We start from the raw sequence: 17,126 nt of genomic DNA on the forward strand, positions 1-17,126 counted from the left end.
GGACCGCGGACCAGGCCCCGGAGCGCTGACCCGGCCGGCCCCCTCGACTACGGGAGCGACCGCGCGCGAGTCACGACTCGACGGGCGCCGTCGAGAATCCGCCGGGCGCGCTCGTCCGGTGAGACCCCGGCCCGCTGGAGACCGCGCAACGGAACCTCGGCGCTGACGACGACATCGCCGGGCAGCAGCGACACCACTTCCGCCAGCGGAAACTCCCCGTGCCCGGGAATGACCCGCTCGTTCATCGCCTCGTCCAGGTAGTCCGAGGAGGAGATCCCGGACGCACGGGGGCCGTCGCTCAGCTGGCAGTACCCGAAGAGCCGCCGGTCGACCCTCCGTATGTCGTCAGGGCCTTCTCCGGCCCGCGCGAGATGGAGCGTGTCCACGAGGATCCGGAGATTCGGCTGGTCGAGCCGTTCCACCAGCCCGACCGCCGCCGCGAGGGACGGCACATGGGAGAGCGGTGTGAACTCGATCGACACGTCCACCCCAGCGGTCCTGGCCACCTGGCAGAACTCTCCCAGAACGTCCTCGACACACCCTGGATCGCGCCGCAGCTCCGGGTCGGGCTCGAACGCACAGGTATTGGCCAAAGGGGCACCGAGTTCGGCGAGAACGTCGAGTCGGCGCCGGAGGTCGTCCGGTCCGGACTTCGGCGATACGAGGAATCCGTCACCCATGACGACCGGGACACCCGCCGCGTCAAGCCGCGAAAGAGTCTCACGCAGCTCCCGCCGGTCACGGAGGCCAGGGTGATTCACGCTCATACAGACGCTGTCGGCACCGCCGGCGACCGCGGCGGCGGCGAAGACCGGCAACGGCTCCCCGCGAAAGGTCAGATGCTCAAGACCCACCGCCGGACGACGCCCCTCGTCCACGCTCAGGTGATCCATGTCCACCCCACCCCGCCTACCCCTCTCCCAAAAGAAGAGGATACTGAAATGAAGTCCGGTCAGGCGCCGAGCATGTGCAGCCCGCCGTCGACGGCGATCAGCTGCCCCGTCATGAACCGCGCACCGGGACCGGCCAGGAACACCATCACCGGCCCGAGATCCGCGTCCGGATCACCGAGTTCGCCCCGCAGCGGCATGCGTGCCCGCAGCTGCTCCTTGAACACCGCGGCAGTCTCCTCGCCCAGGTGCTCCCACAGCCGTTCGGCGTTCCTCGTGCTTACCGCGGGCGCCAGGGCGTTGACCGTGACCCCGGACCTCCCCCACGCCGCGGCCACGGACCGGGTCCACGCGTGGACGCCGGCCTTCGCCATCGCGTAGTGCGGCGCCATGGGATTCCCGCGGATCCCCTCCGCCGACCCGAGGTTGATGATCTGCCCGCCGCTGTGCCGCATGTGCGCGAACGCCGCCTGGTTGGTGATGACCGTCGACCGGAGGTTGGTGTCGACGACCAGGTCGAACTCGTCGTCGGACAGCGACTCCGGCGTACCCGGCCACCAGCCGCCCGCCGCGTGCAGCAGTACGTCGATTCCGCCCAGCAGCGACGCGGCCTGGTCGAACGCGGCATCGACCGAACCGCGGTCGCGCACGTCGCACGCCACCCACTCGCACAGTTCCCTCAGTTCGTCCGGAGGCGGCGTCGTACGGAACAGCCCGACGACGTCCGCCCCGGCCGCGACGAACGAGGCCACGGCCGCCGCCCCGATCCCGCTGGCCGCACCGGACACCACCGCCCGCCGCCCGACGAGCGGCAGCCCTGCCGAGGCCCCCACGTCGCCACCCGGGAGTACGGACAGGCGCCGAGCCCCGGATTCCGCCTGCGCCTTCGCTTCCGCCACGTCCGCACTCCCTTGTCGCGAGCCTGAGCGCACTCTATCGACGACACGGCGAATTGCGTATACCTAATTCAGATCGATCCGCGTTTCTCGTACCGCGCCGCGAGGGATTCCTGGAGGCGGGCGTGGCGGAACCGGTAGACCGCTCCTGACTGGCGCAGTACCTCGCGTTCGTGTGCGTCGGTGAGGAAGGACCAGACAGGCCAGGGCAAGTGGCCGCTCAGGGGCAGCAGGAAGCGGGCGAGGAGGAGCCAGCGGCCCCAGGCGTGGGCGCCGAATCCGAAGGCCAGGCCGATCACGGGGCCGGCCGCGAGGTACTTCGGGCCGGCCAGGACCCCGGCGACGATCCCGTAGGCGATCGTGACGGTGAGCGTCTGGAAGATCGCGTAGCTGCGGTTCGCGGCCAGCAGGTCGGACGGGCGCACCACCGTCTCGATCCTGGTCGGGGTGATCAGCCCGGCGCCCAGGCCGAAGGCGAGCCCGAGCGTGAGTCCGAGGACCAGCCAGTCCGCGTAGCCGCCGGTCGGCAGGTCCGTCAGCCAGCCGACGAGGCCCACCGCGAATCCGCCCGTGAGCCCGCCCAGGACTCCGAGCCTGATCTCACGCAGCTGGGCGCGGGTTCCGTACCCCCGGGCCCGGCTGGACAGCGCGCTCCCGAGCGCGTTGGCGATCGCGCCCGCGACGGGCAACGCGAACCAACCCCACTGTCTTACGGCCGGCCAGCCCAGCAACCCGGCCGTCAGTCCGCCCATGAGGTTGATCGCGATCTGTGTCAGTGCCTGCCGTGCCCGGCCGGTGATCCGCAGTTCCATGCGTTCCGGCCTGGGTCCCTCGGACCAGCCGACCAGCCCGCCGACCAGGCCGAGCGCCAGCGCGCAGACGACGGCCCCCACCGGCCCGAAGAGCAGCCAGCCGACCGGCGCGCACATGAGCGCTCCCAACGAGCCGATCACCAGCACGCGTCGGTGGCGGGGAACGGCGTTGCCCAGTCTCCACCAGGCGAACTCCCCGCCGTGCTGGTGCTGTGCGAGATAGCCGAGCCAGCGCTCGGCGTCCTCACGCCTGCCCCGCCATTTCGGTTTCGGCCGGCGGGCGTTGCCGGGGTTGGGCGGTGGCCGGTCGTACACGGTGGGCACGAACTCGTTCAGCAGATGGGCTTCGACGGCGTCGGCGGTGGCGAACCGGGCCGGATCGAGGAGTTCGGCCGGGTCCCGGTCCGGGGTGTCGGTGTAGACGGCCCGGGCGAGACCGGCCATCAGCGGGGTGGACATCGCCGCACGCACCACCGCGCTCGACCGTTCCGTCGGCTCGTCACGCAGACGGGCCAGGACCGGCTCCCACTTCCCGGCCGCCGGCCCCGGGGCGGTCGGGGGCAGATAGCCGTCCAGGTCGTCGAGGGCCAGGTCGTCCAGGACGATGACAGCGGCGTCGGTGAGTGCGCCGGCCGCGGCCGCCGCGTCCTCGTACTGACCGGGCTGGCTGGTGAGCAGCAGCGGTATGTCGGTGGCGTTCAGTTCGCGCAGAGCCCGGTGCCGCTGCTCGGGGACGATCTCGTCGAGCCCGTCCAGTACGGGCAGGATCCACCCGTCGTCGAAGAGAGCTTCGGCCAGACCCGATCCGCCCGCGATGGGGGCGTCCAGGGACGGGACCTCGAACAGCAGCTGGGCGAGGAGCCAGTTCCGCAGGCCCTTCTTGCTGGGGTCCCACAGTCCCAGCCTGAAGACGACCGGTACGGGGCCGGTGTTGCCCCGTGCCTTCAGCCGGTCGAGGACGAAGTGCACGGCGAGGACGGACTTGCCCGAGCCGGGTCTGCCCAGCACCGCCAGCCGGCCCGACGGCACCCGCTCGTACACCTCGCCGAGGCCGTCCAGCCGGCCGTCGAGGCTGCCGACCGGATTACCGGTCACCCCTTCCCACGCGGTGTGCCAGCGGACCCCGAGCGCGAAGGGGTCGTTCAGCCGTCGGCGCCACCTCTCCGCGGTGATCGCGCCCGTCACGAAATTGGCGAGCTGGGCAGCCGCGCCCCGTAGTTCCATCTGGAACGGACTGATCTGCTCAGGCGCCTGATGGATCGTCATGTTGGGGGACTGGTAAACCCGTCCGCCGGTGACCGTGGTGTTGAAGACGATCTGCCCGACGCCTGTTTCGGGCGCCGGGTCGGGCAGGTTGTCAGGCCGGTTGTCGTCGGGTCTCGGAACGTCGTCGGGCGGAGAAGCCGCTTCTGTCACTTCTCGTGGACCGTCATGTCGCGGGCGGCCTGATAGGCGCGACCGTGGCCGCTGACGGTCGCGTTCATGATGACCGTACCGGCGGTGGGGGCGGTCCCGTTCTGTGCGCGTTGCTCGGCCGCCCAGTCCAGGAGCGTCTGCAACTGGGCGGCTGCTTCCTGGCGTTCGGTGTCGTCGAGGCTGTCGAGGAAGTCCTCGAGACGTGTCTGCCAGACGGTCTCCTGTCGCACGACCGCCTGTTCCAGCGCGCCTGTCCGGGTGTCCGTGGTGTTCTCGGCGGCCTGTTCCAGTGCTGTGCGGGTGTGGTCGAGGCGTTCGAGGACGGCTTGTTCCGACTGCGGCTCACGGCCCAGGAGTTGGGCCACCCGGGTCCGGATTCCCTCCCAGGCGTCGCTGCCCGCCGCCTGCACGATCGCTCCGCCTCCTGCTGCGGCGAGCGCCGCCAGTGCTTCGGTCACCATGGATGTCTCCCTCTGCCATGAACCGCTGGACCCGCTGAGCCGCTGAGCCGAACCGCTGAACGGACCGTAGCGTCCGGGCAGTTGTCCCCACAGGTCTTCGGCAGAAACACGCGTGCGGACCGATCCCGGTTCCGCGTCAGGGGTTCGGGTCGAGCCGCTCCCTGCTCAGGTCGTCCTCACGGACGCGGTCCCGGTAGTGGGCCGGGTGCTTGATGTCGCGCCCGACCGCGGCGTACTTGGCGCGTACGGACTTCAGATGGGACCGTACGGTGCTCGTGCCGATGCCCAGCCGACGCCCGATCGTCTCGTGCAGCATCCCCTCGCCGACCGCGCGCAGGATCTCCGACTCCCGGGGCGAGAGCCGCGGCCGGGTCGGCCGGTCGTCCCGGGACAGCCAGAAGGCGTGCTCGGGTGTGGTGGGCAGATCACCCCGGTGCAGGGCGCGGACGACCTCGGCGAGAGCATCCAGGTTGTTGTTCTTGGTGAGGTAGGCGGCGGCGCCGGCCTCGGTGGTCGCGCTGATGTACGCCTGGTCGCGGACCACGGTGACGACGATGACCTGATGACCGGCGCCCACCAGGGCCGCGACGTTGGCCACCGGGTCGCTCCCGTTGTGCAGATGGAGGTCGAGGGTGACGATCCCCGGTTCCGGTGCCGCCGCGAGATACTCCTCGACCGACGCGGCGGTGGCGGCCAGCCGCAGGTCACCGGTACCGCCGATCCAGGCGGCCATGCCCTGCACGAACATCTGGTCGTCGTCGATGGCGCCGATGGCGATACCGCTGCCGATCCCCCCACCGCCACCCATGCCGGTCACGGAGTCCATGTCATCTCCACGATGGTTCCCTCGCCGGGTGCGCCGGTGACGGTGGCCCTCCCGCCGGCGTCGGCCACGCGCTTGAGTATCGAGTGGTTGACGCCGAGTCCCATGGGCGCGGCCCCCGGATCGAAGCCCACGCCCCGATCGACGACGGTGACCCGCACCCCAGCACCCTCTTCGGCGGAGGCCGTCAGCCACGCCTCGTCCGTACGAGCGTGTTCGGCGACGTTGTTGAGTGCCTCACGTGCCGCGCCGGTCAGCGCCTCCACGACACCGGGCGGCAGATCCGGGGGCAGCCGGTCGAAGACCGTGTTCACCCGCTTCAGCGTCACCCGGTCGGGGTGGTCGCGGACCATCCGGGAGAGAGCGGCACCGAGTTCGGCCGGTACGCCGTCCGTGCCGCTGGTGATCAGCCCGCGCAGGAACTCGGCGTCCAGCGAGCAGCGGCTGCGCGCCCCTTCCGGGTCGTTGTCGAACCTGCCCCGGGCGATGCCTTCGAGCGTATGGAGGACGGTGTCGTGCAACTGCGTGAACTGGTGGTCGCGTTCGGCGTCACGTGCCGTCGCTGCGGCTTCCTTGCGCTCCGCGTCGACGGCGCGGTCCGCCGCCTCGTCCGCCTCCCGTGCGGCCCGGAGCAGCAGTGTGCCGGTGACTCCCGCCACTCCGGCGAACAGGGCCATCATCGCGGCGTTGGAGAACAGCTCCTGCACGCTGGGGGTCCGGGTCGCGGGCCACGCCCCCACCAACCAGGCGCCGACGACCACTCCGACGGCCACCGCCCTCAAACGCCCCGCGTAGATCGCGGCGGTGACGGCCACCCCGCACAGCGGAGGAATCACCCAGTTCGTGATCGACGCGGCCTCGACGGCCGGATAGGACCGGCTGACGAGCACCGCGTACCCGACGGCGAGCACCACATCGGCGGTCAGCCAGGGGGGTGTCAGGGCGTGCTGCCGGATGCCCGCTCCGAAGAACAGGGCCGACCAGAGAGCGGCCAGCACGTAACAGACGAAGACCTGCGGCGGATAGCGTCCGGGACCGTCGAGCACGGGCAGCCAGAGCCAGAGGGCGAACTGCGCGGCCCGCAGCCACGCCAACGCGCGAACGACCATGCGCTGGGTCCGCTCTCGGGCGCTCACCGGCGGCGCGATCTTTACGGGCATACGGTCAAGGTGGCACAGCCGGACCGACGCGCACACTCCCCTCCGCAGCTACCCCGTCCCCTCTACAGTCACCGCATGACCGACAACCCCTCCCCCGCCTACCTCACCGCGATCCGCACCTCGTACGACACGGTCGCCGCCGACTACGTCCAACTGGTCAAGACCCCGGCGGAGTTGGACCCGCTGTCCCGCGCGATGCTGACGGCGTTCGCCGAGTCCGTGCGGACGGCCGGCCTCGGCCCGGTCGCGGACCTGGGATGCGGACCCGGCAGAGTCGCAGCGCACCTGGCAGCTCTGGGAGTGCCCGTATTCGGTATCGACCTGTCCCCGAAGATGGTCGAGCTGGCCCGCGACACCCACCCGGACCTCGACTTCACCGTGGGCTCGATGACCGCCCTCCCGATCCGGGACAACGCACTCGGCGGCATCCTCGCCTACTACTCCACCCACCACACCCCACCGACCCAACTCCCCACCCTGTACGCCGAGTTCCACCGCACCCTCACCCCCGGCGGCCTCCTGATGCTGGCCGGCCACGCGACAGTCGACGCGCAGGTGCACCTGCGCCCGACACAGGCGTACGGCAGCCATCCGGTGTCCTACGAGTCCCACCTGATCCCGGCCGGGCAGATCGCCGAACTGCTGGAGCGGGCGGGATTCGCGGTCACGGCGCAGCTGGTGCAGGAGCGCACCGAAGGAATGGCGGCGAACAGGACGTTCGCCACCTTGTTGGCCCGAAAGCCTCTCGTCACATGTTGAGACAGCCGTCCCGACGATCGCCGACCTTGACGGCCAGGACGACGAGTTCACCGTCCAGGACCTGGCAAGCGACCCGGTAGCTGCCGACGCGGAGCCGGTGGAGGCCCGACGGCCCGGCCAGCTTCTTGATGTCGGCATCCTCGCGGTACGGGTCGTCGCCGAGAGCGGTCAGCGCGGCGAGGACGCGCATCGCGGCCGGCCGGTCGATCGCGCGGAGCTGCCGCTGCGCCGCTGCGCCGCGGCCGTGAATCGGAACGCGTACTTCACGCCGCACCCGCGTCCCGGTCCGCATCCCGTTCGGTGAACAGGTCGGCGAGCAGCTCTGCCATGGTCACAGTGGGGCCGTCCGCAGCCAGAACGGCTTCGGCCTCGCGCGCGAGCAGTTCGTCGGCCGCGTCTTCCAGCGCGTTGAAGTCGGCGATGGGGACGAGAGCTGCCACCGGCGCGCCATTGCGGGTGATGATCGTCGGGGTGCCCTGCTCGGCACGGTTGATGTGGTCGGCGAGGTGGGCACGGGCTTCACGTACGGTCACGGCGCTTTCGTCCATGACGGCCCGTGTACGCGCCAACGTGTACACGGGCGGGAATTCAGTGGGACCATCGCCGCCCGCGTTCATCCGGCGCCTCCCTCACGCCGCCAGGCGCGGTTCCGGTGTCCTCAGCATCCTGGCGAGGTGGCCGAGCAGGGCCGCGTTGACCAGCCCGGACAGGGTGGCGCCGGCGGAGAAGATCAGGGGGTTCAGCCAGGCGTACGAGGAGTCCCACTCAAGGGGTGTCGCCGCGAGCAGGGCGATGATGCTGAGCGGTGCCGTGACGATGAGCGGCCAGATCGCGGCGAACCCGGGGTCCGGCGCCAGGTAGGAGGCGTACAGGAAGAAGCCCACCGCCGCCGCGACCACGGCGAGGTACCCGCGGGCGAGCCAGTTGTCGTACGCGGGCGTCAGCAGGCCCCGAATCCCCTGCGGACGCGGCAGCGGCAGCGAACGCGCACCGGGCGCCGTCCTCGTCGCGAGGGCGCCGATCACCGCGGCGTTCACCAGCGCGCACAGCAGCAGCCAGACGGCCCAGTAGCCGATGGCCAGCGCCTCGATCGGCCAGCTGCCCTGCGTACCGGGGCCGAAGGGGACGGCGATGCTCAGGAGGGAGAGCGGTGCCGTGAGCAGCAGCGGGCTCGCGGCGATTCCGCTGTCCGGGAAGAGGAACATGACCGCGACCGAGGCCGCGAAGACGGTCAGATAGCCACGGGCGGGCCGGTTGTCCGTGGCGAGCGCGAGAATCCGGCGCAGACGTGGCAGTCGGCGCGGGCGGGAGGCGTTCGCCATCTCAGGTCCCTTCGGTTCGGTCCGTGGGTGGTGGTGTTCGGTGTTCTCCACAGTGGACCGAAGGGTGCGTTCGGACATGAGTACGAGTACTCAGCACCGCCTGAGCGGCAGTCCCGGCGGGGCTGTGTGCCGTACCGCCTGCCGCTCCTAGACCGACGCCTGGGCGACCCGCTCGGCCACACCCTTCTTGATCGTCACCTCGACGGTCAGGTTGCCGCCCTTCGCCGCCGCGTCCAGCTCGTCGGCGGTGCACTTCTCCGCCACCTGGTTCTCGGGGTCGCCGCAGATGTCGCCGCCCTGGATCGCCGTGTCGACGGCCACGTAGAAGGGACGGCCGCCGACCTCCAGCTTGCCCGGCGCCAGGTAGGTCAGGGTGCCGGAGACCGTACCGTCCACCCGGTTGTCGACGGTGGCCTTCGTGCCGCCCGTACCGGTGCCGGTGTCCGTGCCGATGGTGCCGGTGCCGGCTTCGGGAGTGGCGGCGGAGTCCTCGGTGGACGTGCCGGAAGAGCCGGGAGTGGCCGCACCGGCGTCGCCGCCGGGGTCGGTGGTGGCCTCGCCGGTGGCGCCCGTGCCGGCGTCGGTCGCGGTGCTCGAACCGGACGCGGCGCTGGGCGTCTTGGCCGGGCTGTCGGGGCTGCACGCGGTGAGGAAGAGGGCGGTGGCGGCCAGGAGACCGGCAGCGGCGAGCGTACGGACGCGGATGCTGGTGCGCGTGCTGGTGTGGCTGAAAGACATGTCAGGTTGCCCTCTCGGCGTTGTTTCCCCGTCGTTCTCAACCTGTCAAATGCCGTACGGAGCAAGCCGGTTCGCTGATCGTCCACCCTGTTGCACAGCCTGCATGAACCGCCGTTTTCTGTTACACGTCACCGTTCATCCGCACGCGACGGTGACCGGGACATGCCCACCGGCGTGCTAGCGAGCCGGCGGAAGAGTTCGCGGGTCGGGGAGCCGGGTTCGGCGCAGTAGACGATGAGTCGTTGGCCGCTCTCGGGGATGTGGAGCACCTGGCACTCGTACTCCAGCCGCCCGAACGTGTCGGAGTCGATCCGCTTGACGACCCGGTGCCGCACCTCGACGTCGTGGTCCGCCCACATCTCGGCGAACCTCGGTGAGGTGCCCAGGAGTTCGGTGACCAGCTCCTCGATCCCCCGGTCGCCTGGGTGGAGGGCGTAGGCGGCGCGCAGGTCGGCGACGGTCGCGCGGGCGAACACGAGCGCCGACTCGTCGTCCCAGCGATGGTCTTCGAGCGCCTCGCGGAACATCCAGCGGACGAGGTTGCGGTCGTCCTCCGGGGCCCGCGCGATGCTGCTGATGAGGTGCGCGGCCAGGTCGTTCCAGGCGAGGAGGTCGTACTTCGCGTCGACAACGTAGGCGGGCACCTCCGGCATGCTGTCGAGGAGGCACCGAACCGCCGGAGCGAGCCCACGGACCGGGCCCGCGACCGGCGGCGGACTCTCACCGGCGACGCGGAAGAGATAGTCCCGCTCGTCACGGGTGAGCAGCAGCGCCCGGGCCAGCGCGGCGAGCAACTGCCGGGACGGATGCGGGCCACGGCCCTGCTCCAACCGGATGTAGTAGTCGACGGACATACCGGCGAGCTGGGCGACCTCCTGCCTGCGCAGACCGGGCGTACGGCGGCGCAGTCCGTCCGGCAGCCCGACGTCCCGAGGTTGCAGCCGGCCCCGGCGCGCCCGCAGGAACGCCGCCAGTTCCTCGCGCAGGATCATGGCCCCATGCTGCCCCACCCCCGGCCGCCGTGGGTGGTACCGCCGGTACCAGCCTCACCAGGTCTCTGGTGTCCCGGCCGGGGGCGCCGCAGGGTCGGGGCATGACACTGACTGCTCTGATCACCGGTGCCAACAAGGGCATCGGCTACGAGACCGCCCGTCTCCTCGGCGAACGCGGGATGACCGTGCTGGTCGGCGCGCGGGACGAGACACTCGGGCGGAAGGCCGAACTGGCGTTGCGCGAGGGCGGTGTGGACGCCCGGTTCCTCCGGATCGACGTCACCGACGACGCGTCCGTCCGGCGGGCCGCCGACCAGGTGGGTGCCGAGTACGGGCGGCTCGACGTCCTGGTGAACAACGCGGGCATCGTCGGCGACGTCGAGGGCGCCCGCAGCGGCCCGAGCGGCGCCACCCGGGCCGCCCTCCGCCAGGTCTTCGAGGCGAACGTGTTCGGGGTGGTGGCGGTCACCAACGCGTTCCTGCCCCTGCTGCGGAACGCCGAGGCGGCCCGGATCGTCAACGTCTCCAGCGAGGTCGGTTCGCTCACCCTCCTGAGCGACCCGGAGCATCCGTTGTACGGCCTGGCCACGATTCCCTACCCGGCGTCGAAGACCGCGCTGAACATGGTCACGGTGATGTACGCGAAGGAGCTGCGGGACACCCCGATCAAGGTCAACGCCGCCAACCCCAGCCACTGCGCGACCGACCTCACCGGCAACACCGGCTCCCGCACCCCCGAGCAGGGCGCCCTGGTGAGCGTCGCCCTGGCCACCCTGCCGCCCGACGGCCCGACCGGCGGGTTCTGGGGCGACGGCGCCCCGGCGGCGGAGGCCGCCCTCCCCTGGTGAACCTCTCGCTGTCCGTCAGCCCCTGACATCAAGAACGGCCGGTACGGCGTCCAGCGCCTCCCGCGCCGACCCCGCCACCCGGATCTCCACACTCCCCTCCAGCACAGCCGTCTCCAAGTCGGCCCCGACCTGCGCGAGTTGGTCCTCGCCGAGCGCGAACGTGACCGTACGGCTCTCCCCCGGAGCCAGGTCCACGGCCTCGAAGGCGCGGAGTTCGAGAGTGCGCGGCCACACGCTCGTCCGCAGCCGCCGGACATACAGCTGGACCACCGAACGCCCCGCCCGTTCCCCGGTGTTGGTCACCTCGACCGCACAACTGACGCCATCGCGGCGGATGTTCGGTACGCCGTACTCGAAGGTCGTGTACGTCAGACCGTGGCCGAAGGAGTACAGCGGCTCGGAGTCCTCGTCCACGTACGACCCGTACTCCGTGTCCTTGTGGTTGTAGTAGACGGGGAGCTGGGCCGCCGAGCGCGGGACCGAGACGGGGAGGCGGCCGGTCGGGGCGGTGTGGCCGAGGAGGATCCCGGCGATCGCCTCGCCGCCCCAGGGGCCCGGATACCAGGCCGTCAGCAGGGCTGCCGCGTGCTCCGCCGCCTCCGGGACCGCGTGCGGGCGGCCCTGGATCAGGACGACGACCGTGGGTGTGCCCGTCGCCGTCACCGCGTCCAGCAGCGCGTGCTGGGCCCGGCCGAGGCGCAGGTCGGCCAGGTCGACGCCCTCGCCGCAGGTCATCTCCGAGACGATCGTCCGGGCGGCGCCGTTGGCGTCGAACTCCGTGTCCGGCGTACGGGCGCTGCTGCCGCCCAGGACCAGTACGGCGAGGTCGGATGCCGCTGCCGTCGCCACCGCCTCGGGGATGCCGGACAGGTCGTCGCCGGTGAGGGAACTGCCCTGGGCGTGGCGTATCTCCGTGCCCGGGAGGGCCAGTTCGCGGAGGGCGGCGAGGACGCTGGTTCCTGTGCCGGGGCGCTGGGGGGCCGTGTAGTCGCCGAGCTGGTGGGCCGTGGTGGCGGAGTGCGGGCCGATGACGGCGATGCGGGAGACCCGCGCCGGGTCGATGGGCAGGACGCCCGCCTTGTCGTGGAGGAGGGTGACGGCCGAGCGCGCCAGGGCTGTGCTCAGCGACCGGCCGGCCTCCGGTGACGGGGGCGGCAACCGGGGCGCCGCACCGGGGAGTTCGAAAAGACCCAGGCGGAACTTCAGCGCCAGGACCCGGGACACGGCCGCGTCGACCACCGACTCCTTCACCAGGCCGCGTTCCACCGCCTCCTCCAGGTGCGTGAAGCCCTCGTCCCAAAGGCTCAGGTCGACACCGGAGTTGAGGGCCAGCGCACCCGCGGAGACCCGGTCTCCGGTGATACGGGCGAGGCGGTCCACCGCCAGACCGTCCGCCATGACCAGGCCCTCGAAGCCCCAGCGGTCGCGCAACAACCCGTTCAGCAAGGGTCCGTTGGCCGAACACGGCACACCGTCCACCTCGTTGTACGCGGCCATCACCGCGGCGGCGCCCGCCCTTACGCCCGCCCGGGCGGCAGGGAGGTGGATCTCGTGGAGTTCCCGGGGACCCAGCTCCGACTCGGCGGAGTTCCGGCCGCCGACCGTGGCGCCCTGCCCCGCGAAGTGCTTGAGGACGACCGGGGCCCTGTCCGGCGCGAACTCCCCCGCCGCTCCGGCGGGTTCGCCCTGCATGCCCCGCACCAGCGCCTCCGTCAGGCGCGCGGCGAGGTACGGGTCCTCCCCGAAGCACTCCTCCGTACGGCCCCAGCGGGGGTCGCGGGCGATGTCCAGTGCCGAGACCAGGGCCAAGTGGCCGCCCCTGGCGCGGAGTTCAACGGCGGCATGAGCTGCCGCCCGCTCGTACAGGTCCGGGTCCCAGGTGGCGCCCACCGCCAGGTTGACGGGAAGGACCGTGCCGTCGAGGGCCATGAGGCCGTGCGGTACCTCCTCGACGAACAGGGCGGGGATGCCCAGGCGGCTGCGTTCGAGGACGTGGCGCTGGACCAGGTCGGCCAGGACCGGGCCGTCATCCGCTCCGGCGCCCGTGATGTGGTCGACGCCGGACCAGGCGTCGGCGCGGAGGAGTCCGTACAGGGCGCCGAGGCCTTCGAAGCGGTCGGTCTCGTCGTACAGCGCCTGCGTCAGCTCGAACTCGCCCCCGGGGGTGCGGCGGTAGGCGTCCCAGCCGTACATCCGCTGGTTGAGCTGGCCGACCTTCTCGCGCAGGGTCATCCGGGCCAGCAGGTCGGCGACTCGGGCGTCGACCGGGGCGGCGGGGTCGCGGTAGAGGGGGGTCACGTCGGTCACGGGCTCTTCTCCGGGTGCGAGGCGGTGCCCTGTGCGAGTCGGGCCAGGGCCACCGCGCCCCGGCTGCCGTCGGGGACCCAGTGGGCCACCAGGCCGAGGGCGGACAGGTGCCGGTCCAGGGGCTCGGTCAGCGGGCCGTCCGGGCCGAGGAGACCGCCCGTCGCGACCAGCGCCTCGCCCGGTGTCGGCTCCAACGCCCGTAGGCAGTCGGCGAGATGACCGGCGGCCTCGTCGAGGATGGCCCGCGCACGGGCGTCCCCCGCCCGGGCCGCCTCGGCGACCAGCGGGGCCAACCGGGCCAGCCGGACCGGCGGTTCGCCCATGACGGCGGGGAGGACATGTCGCCGGTAGGCCTCGCGGGCGGACCGGGGCCAGGGCAGACGGTCGCCGCCCGCACCCTCGTGACCCTCGTCCGGCAGGGCTTCACTCCCGTACGTCAGAACTGCCTCCGGCACCCCCAACTCCCGCCCCACCAGCGCCGCCAGAGCCGTGTCGCCGCCCCGGCGGTCCGCCATCCGCAGCGCGGACCGGACCGCTTCCCGGCCGATCCAGAAGCCGCCGCCGTCGTCGCCGAGGAGCCAGCCGTCGCCGCCGACCGTCTTCTCGCAGTGGCGGCCGGTGATGCGCATCGCGACGGCGCCCGTGCCGGCGACGAGGGACAGACCGTCCGCCGGGGTGTCCGGGGCGGCGGCGAAGGCGGCCTCGATGTCGCTACAGATCCGGATGCCGTCGCCGGCCGGGATGCCGAGCCGCCGCAGGGCCTCCGTGAGTGCCGTGAGCGCGTTGACACGGCCGGGTTCGTCGGCCGTACCGGCGGCGCCCGCGAAGCCGCCCGCGACGGCGACGACCCGGGGCCGGGCCCACTCGGGCACCGCCAGGGCGAGGGCCTCGGCGAGGTGCTCGGTGAGCTGCGGTACGGGCACGGTGAGGGCGTTGCCCGGCCCGGCGACACCCTCACCGAGGGGGCTCCCGTCGGCGGCGGACGCCAGCACCGCGCGCGTACGGGTGCCACCGGCATCGAGGCCGACGACGAGGGCGCCGTGCGCGGAGGGACCGTCCTCGGCCCGGCCGGAATCCCGACCCGAATCCTGGTTCAATTCATTGCTCATCGCGCACTATGGTGGTTCATACATTCGCCGAGGACAAGACCCGACTCGCGGCCCGGCGCAGTCACGCACGTCCGAGGAGGACACGTGAGCACTCCCCCCGCCCCCCGTTCCGCTCCCCGCTTCGGCGTCAACTACACGCCGCGCCGGGGCTGGTTCCACTCCTGGTACGACTTCGACCCGGCCCGCGCCCGCGAGGACCTCGACCAGATCGCCGGGCTGGGCCTGGACCACATACGGATCTTCCCGCTCTGGCCGCTGCTCCAGCCGAACCGCACGCTCATCCGCGCGTCCGCCGTCGACCAGGTGGCGCAGCTCGTGGACGTGGCAGGCCAGGCGGGCCTCGACGTCATGGTGGACGGCGTGCAGGGCCACCTCTCCAGCTTCGACTTCTACCCGGAGTGGACCCGCAGCTGGCACCACCGCAACGTGTTCACGGACCCGGACGCCATCGAGGCACAGGCCACCCTCCTCCGCACGCTCGGCGGCGCCCTCGCCGGCCGCCCGAACCTCCTCGGCCTCCAGCTCGGCAACGAGCTGAACAACCTGGTCGAACACAACCCGGTGACCGTGGCCGACGTCGACCACTACCTGGACACGCTGCTCGCCGCCGCACGCACCGGACTCGGCCCGGACACGGGCCTGGTCACGCACTCCGCGTACGACGCCGCCTGGTACAGCGACGACCACCCCTTCACGCCGGAGGCCTCGGCCCGCAAGGGCGACCTGACGACCGTCCACCCCTGGGTGTTCTCGGCCAACTGCGCCGGCCGCTACGGCCCCCGCTCCCCGCAGGTCCAGCATCTCGCGGAGTACGGGGTGGAGCTGGCCAAGGCGTACGCCGACGACCCCGCCCGACCCGTCTGGGTCCAGGAGACCGGCGCCCCCGAACCGCACATCCCGGCGGCCGACGCCCCCGGCTTCGCCCGCGCGACGGTACGCAACGCCGCCGAGTGCGCGGGCCTGTACGGGGTCACCTGGTGGTGCTCGCACGACGTGGACCGCTCCCTCGCGGACTTCCCCGAACTGGAGTACACGCTCGGCCTGTTCGACTCCTCGGGCGAGCCCAAGCCCATCGCGCTGGCCCTCGCGGAGACGATCGCCGAGCTGCGCGCCGAACCCCGCCCGGCGGAACCCCGTACGACCGCCCTCGTGCTGGACTGCGCCCCGGGGAACCGTTCGATCTCGGGTCCCGGCGGCGCGTACTTCGAGGCGTGGATGCGACTGCGGGCGGAGGGCGGGCGTCCGGCGGGCGTACTGGCCGAACGGGCCGAGGACGAGGGGTACTTGGCGGCTCGGGGCATCAAGGAGACGGTCCCACTGGCTCTATGACCCAGCTCACATCCTGCCCGTGCAGCAGATACGGGACCTGTCACGTCGAGGAGGGGTGACAGGAAGGGAGGAGCGTGTGGATCTGGCAACCGAGTGGAAGCTGGGCGCCGGCCGCGAACAGGTCGGCACCCAGCCCGAGTTGGCGGAGCTGGACTTCCCCGGCTTCGTCGCCGCCCGGTCGGGCGCGCTGTTCCGGGGTGCCCTCGTCCTCACGGGAAACCGTGACGCGGCCGAGGACCTGGTCCAGGAGACCCTGGAGCGGGCCTGCCGGAAGTGGCGCACGATCGCCGCCAAGGACGCTCCGGACGCCTACGTCCGGCGGATCATGGTGAACCTGGCCAACGACCGGTGGCGGAGATTCCGCCGCATGGTTCCGCTGGTTTCACCGGTCCCGCACCAGGACACCGGCGACCGGGCGGCCCCGGGGGACGAGTACGGCCGTATAGACAGCAGGGACCAGCTGGTCCGGGCCCTGCAAAAGCTGCCGATGCGGACACGGACGGTGGTGGTGCTGCGGTACTTCCACGACCTGTCCGACGCCGAGATCGCGGCCGACATGCAGATCTCGGAGAGCACTGTCCGGTCCCAGCTCGCCCGTGGAATCGGAAAGCTCAGAAGCCAGTTCCCCGCACGCTCCGACCCTTCACCACAGCCACCGCAGCAACCACCGCAGCCCACGGAAGGAACCCGATGACTTCGAGCGACCCGCGGGTGTCCGGCTGCGTCGGTAGCACCGGTGGCACCCCCTTCGAAGAGGAACTGGTGAACGCCATGAACGACTTCGCGAACTCCGCCGACGCCCCGGCCTTCGACGCCGCGGGCATCGTGCGCAAGAGCCGCCGCAAGCGGACCACCACCGCCATAGCGGGCTTCGCCGCCGCGCTCCTGCTGGCCGGCGGCGGTACCGCCCTGGCCACCGCGGGCAGCGGCGGTTCGGGCGGGCAGCAGCCCGCCGACCCGGTGGACGCGAACATCGTGCTGGAGGGCGGTACGGGCAGGACCGACTTCAAGGGCCTCAGCCTGGAGTCCGCCAAGGAGCAGCTGGCGGAGCTGGGGCTCAAGCCCGGCACGGTCAAGGAGACGAGCTGCCACAACCTCGGCAAGCCCGACACGGTCATCGGCGTCTCCCCGCACAGCCCGACCGCCGTGCCGATCGGCGCCACCGTCAACCTGCTGCTCTGCTCCGACTGACCTGACCGCGCCCTGAGAGGTCACGTCTCTGTTTCCGTTCCTTTCGGTACCGGCGCCGGTACCGAAAGGAACG

At 71.7% G+C, this 17,126-nt stretch carries 17 protein-coding genes and 1 pseudogene; 5 read left to right on the forward strand and 13 right to left on the reverse strand.

All coding sequences use genetic code 11. From position 1 onward, the window contains the following. Nucleotides 1-47: 47 nt before the first annotated feature. The 6 genes from OG787_RS19530 to OG787_RS19555 form a co-directional block, all read right to left on the reverse strand. Nucleotides 48-893: a sugar phosphate isomerase/epimerase family protein gene (locus OG787_RS19530; protein WP_405535877.1), complete on the reverse strand. Its 846-nt coding sequence runs from the start codon at nt 891-893 to the stop codon at nt 48-50. A 59-nt stretch (nt 894-952) separates the two neighbouring features. Then, a complete protein-coding gene (locus OG787_RS19535) occupies nt 953-1,789 on the reverse strand; it encodes an SDR family NAD(P)-dependent oxidoreductase (RefSeq protein WP_369036258.1) in 837 nt (278 codons plus the stop codon). A gap of 68 nt (nt 1,790-1,857) precedes the next feature. Next, the gene (locus tag OG787_RS19540) at nt 1,858-4,014 is read right to left on the reverse strand and encodes a hypothetical protein (RefSeq protein WP_405535878.1); all 2,157 of its coding nucleotides are present in this window, start codon (nt 4,012-4,014) and stop codon (nt 1,858-1,860) included. Beyond that, on the reverse strand, nt 4,011-4,475 hold the full coding sequence (locus OG787_RS19545) for a hypothetical protein (protein ID WP_369036256.1): 465 nt from the start codon (nt 4,473-4,475) through the stop codon (nt 4,011-4,013). The genes OG787_RS19540 and OG787_RS19545 overlap by 4 nt, the downstream gene beginning before the upstream one ends. A 136-nt stretch (nt 4,476-4,611) precedes the next feature. Next, on the reverse strand, nt 4,612-5,301 hold the full coding sequence (locus tag OG787_RS19550) for a LuxR C-terminal-related transcriptional regulator (RefSeq protein ID WP_405535879.1): 690 nt from the start codon (nt 5,299-5,301) through the stop codon (nt 4,612-4,614). Beyond that, nucleotides 5,289-6,458, reverse strand: coding sequence for a sensor histidine kinase (locus tag OG787_RS19555; RefSeq protein ID WP_405535880.1), 1,170 nt, complete (start codon nt 6,456-6,458; stop codon nt 5,289-5,291). The genes OG787_RS19550 and OG787_RS19555 overlap by 13 nt, the downstream gene beginning before the upstream one ends. 75 nt (nt 6,459-6,533) lie before the next feature. On the opposite strand from OG787_RS19555, the gene OG787_RS19560 reads away from it, so the two are divergent. After that, on the forward strand, nt 6,534-7,217 hold the full coding sequence (locus tag OG787_RS19560) for a class I SAM-dependent methyltransferase (protein ID WP_369036253.1): 684 nt from the start codon (nt 6,534-6,536) through the stop codon (nt 7,215-7,217). On the opposite strand, the pseudogene OG787_RS19565 reads toward OG787_RS19560, so the two are convergent. The 5 genes and pseudogenes from OG787_RS19565 to OG787_RS19585 form a co-directional block, all read right to left on the reverse strand. Further along, nucleotides 7,207-7,484 (reverse strand): annotated as a pseudogene (locus OG787_RS19565) (type II toxin-antitoxin system RelE/ParE family toxin). The gene OG787_RS19560 and the pseudogene OG787_RS19565 overlap by 11 nt on opposite strands. Continuing rightward, the gene (locus OG787_RS19570; RefSeq protein ID WP_369036252.1) at nt 7,481-7,765 is read right to left on the reverse strand and encodes a type II toxin-antitoxin system Phd/YefM family antitoxin; all 285 of its coding nucleotides are present in this window, start codon (nt 7,763-7,765) and stop codon (nt 7,481-7,483) included. Before OG787_RS19570 ends, OG787_RS19565 begins: the two are co-directional and overlap by 4 nt. Nucleotides 7,766-7,846: 81 nt before the next feature. Then, a complete protein-coding gene (locus OG787_RS19575; protein ID WP_405535881.1) occupies nt 7,847-8,539 on the reverse strand; it encodes an SCO4225 family membrane protein in 693 nt (230 codons plus the stop codon). Between the two features lie 147 nt (nt 8,540-8,686). Further along, nucleotides 8,687-9,277: a hypothetical protein gene (locus tag OG787_RS19580; protein ID WP_369036250.1), complete on the reverse strand. Its 591-nt coding sequence runs from the start codon at nt 9,275-9,277 to the stop codon at nt 8,687-8,689. Between the two features lie 128 nt (nt 9,278-9,405). Further along, entirely contained in the window at nt 9,406-10,269 is an 864-nt protein-coding gene (locus tag OG787_RS19585; RefSeq protein WP_369036249.1) for a helix-turn-helix transcriptional regulator, read from the reverse strand. 101 nt (nt 10,270-10,370) lie between these two features. Here OG787_RS19585 and OG787_RS19590 point away from each other — a divergent pair, with 101 nt between their 5' ends. After that, entirely contained in the window at nt 10,371-11,117 is a 747-nt protein-coding gene (locus OG787_RS19590; RefSeq protein WP_369036248.1) for an SDR family oxidoreductase, read from the forward strand. Nucleotides 11,118-11,132: 15 nt separating this feature from the next. Here OG787_RS19590 and OG787_RS19595 read toward each other — a convergent pair whose 3' ends face one another. Together OG787_RS19595 and OG787_RS19600 are read right to left on the reverse strand one after the other, a co-directional pair. After that, on the reverse strand, nt 11,133-13,349 hold the full coding sequence (locus OG787_RS19595; RefSeq protein WP_405540531.1) for a glycoside hydrolase family 3 N-terminal domain-containing protein: 2,217 nt from the start codon (nt 13,347-13,349) through the stop codon (nt 11,133-11,135). A 71-nt stretch (nt 13,350-13,420) separates the two neighbouring features. Next, nucleotides 13,421-14,533 carry a BadF/BadG/BcrA/BcrD ATPase family protein gene (locus OG787_RS19600; RefSeq protein WP_369036247.1) on the reverse strand — a complete coding sequence of 371 codons (1,113 nt, stop codon included), beginning with the start codon at nt 14,531-14,533 and terminating at the stop codon, nt 13,421-13,423. A gap of 84 nt (nt 14,534-14,617) precedes the next feature. On the opposite strand from OG787_RS19600, the gene OG787_RS19605 reads away from it, so the two are divergent. From OG787_RS19605 to OG787_RS19615, 3 genes are all read left to right on the forward strand, one after another. After that, complete coding sequence (locus tag OG787_RS19605; RefSeq protein ID WP_405535882.1) at nt 14,618-15,862, forward strand: cellulase family glycosylhydrolase; 1,245 nt, start codon at nt 14,618-14,620, stop codon at nt 15,860-15,862. A gap of 76 nt (nt 15,863-15,938) precedes the next feature. Then, nucleotides 15,939-16,556, forward strand: a complete 618-nt coding sequence (locus OG787_RS19610) for a SigE family RNA polymerase sigma factor (protein WP_405535883.1) — start codon at nt 15,939-15,941, stop codon at nt 16,554-16,556. Further along, nucleotides 16,553-17,053: a PASTA domain-containing protein gene (locus OG787_RS19615; RefSeq protein ID WP_405535884.1), complete on the forward strand. Its 501-nt coding sequence runs from the start codon at nt 16,553-16,555 to the stop codon at nt 17,051-17,053. Before OG787_RS19610 ends, OG787_RS19615 begins: the two co-directional genes overlap by 4 nt. Nucleotides 17,054-17,126: the final 73 nt, after the last annotated feature.

The organism is Streptomyces sp. NBC_00075, assembly GCF_045041225.1.
GTDB classification, from domain to species: Bacteria; Actinomycetota; Actinomycetes; order Streptomycetales; family Streptomycetaceae; genus Streptomyces; species Streptomyces adonidis.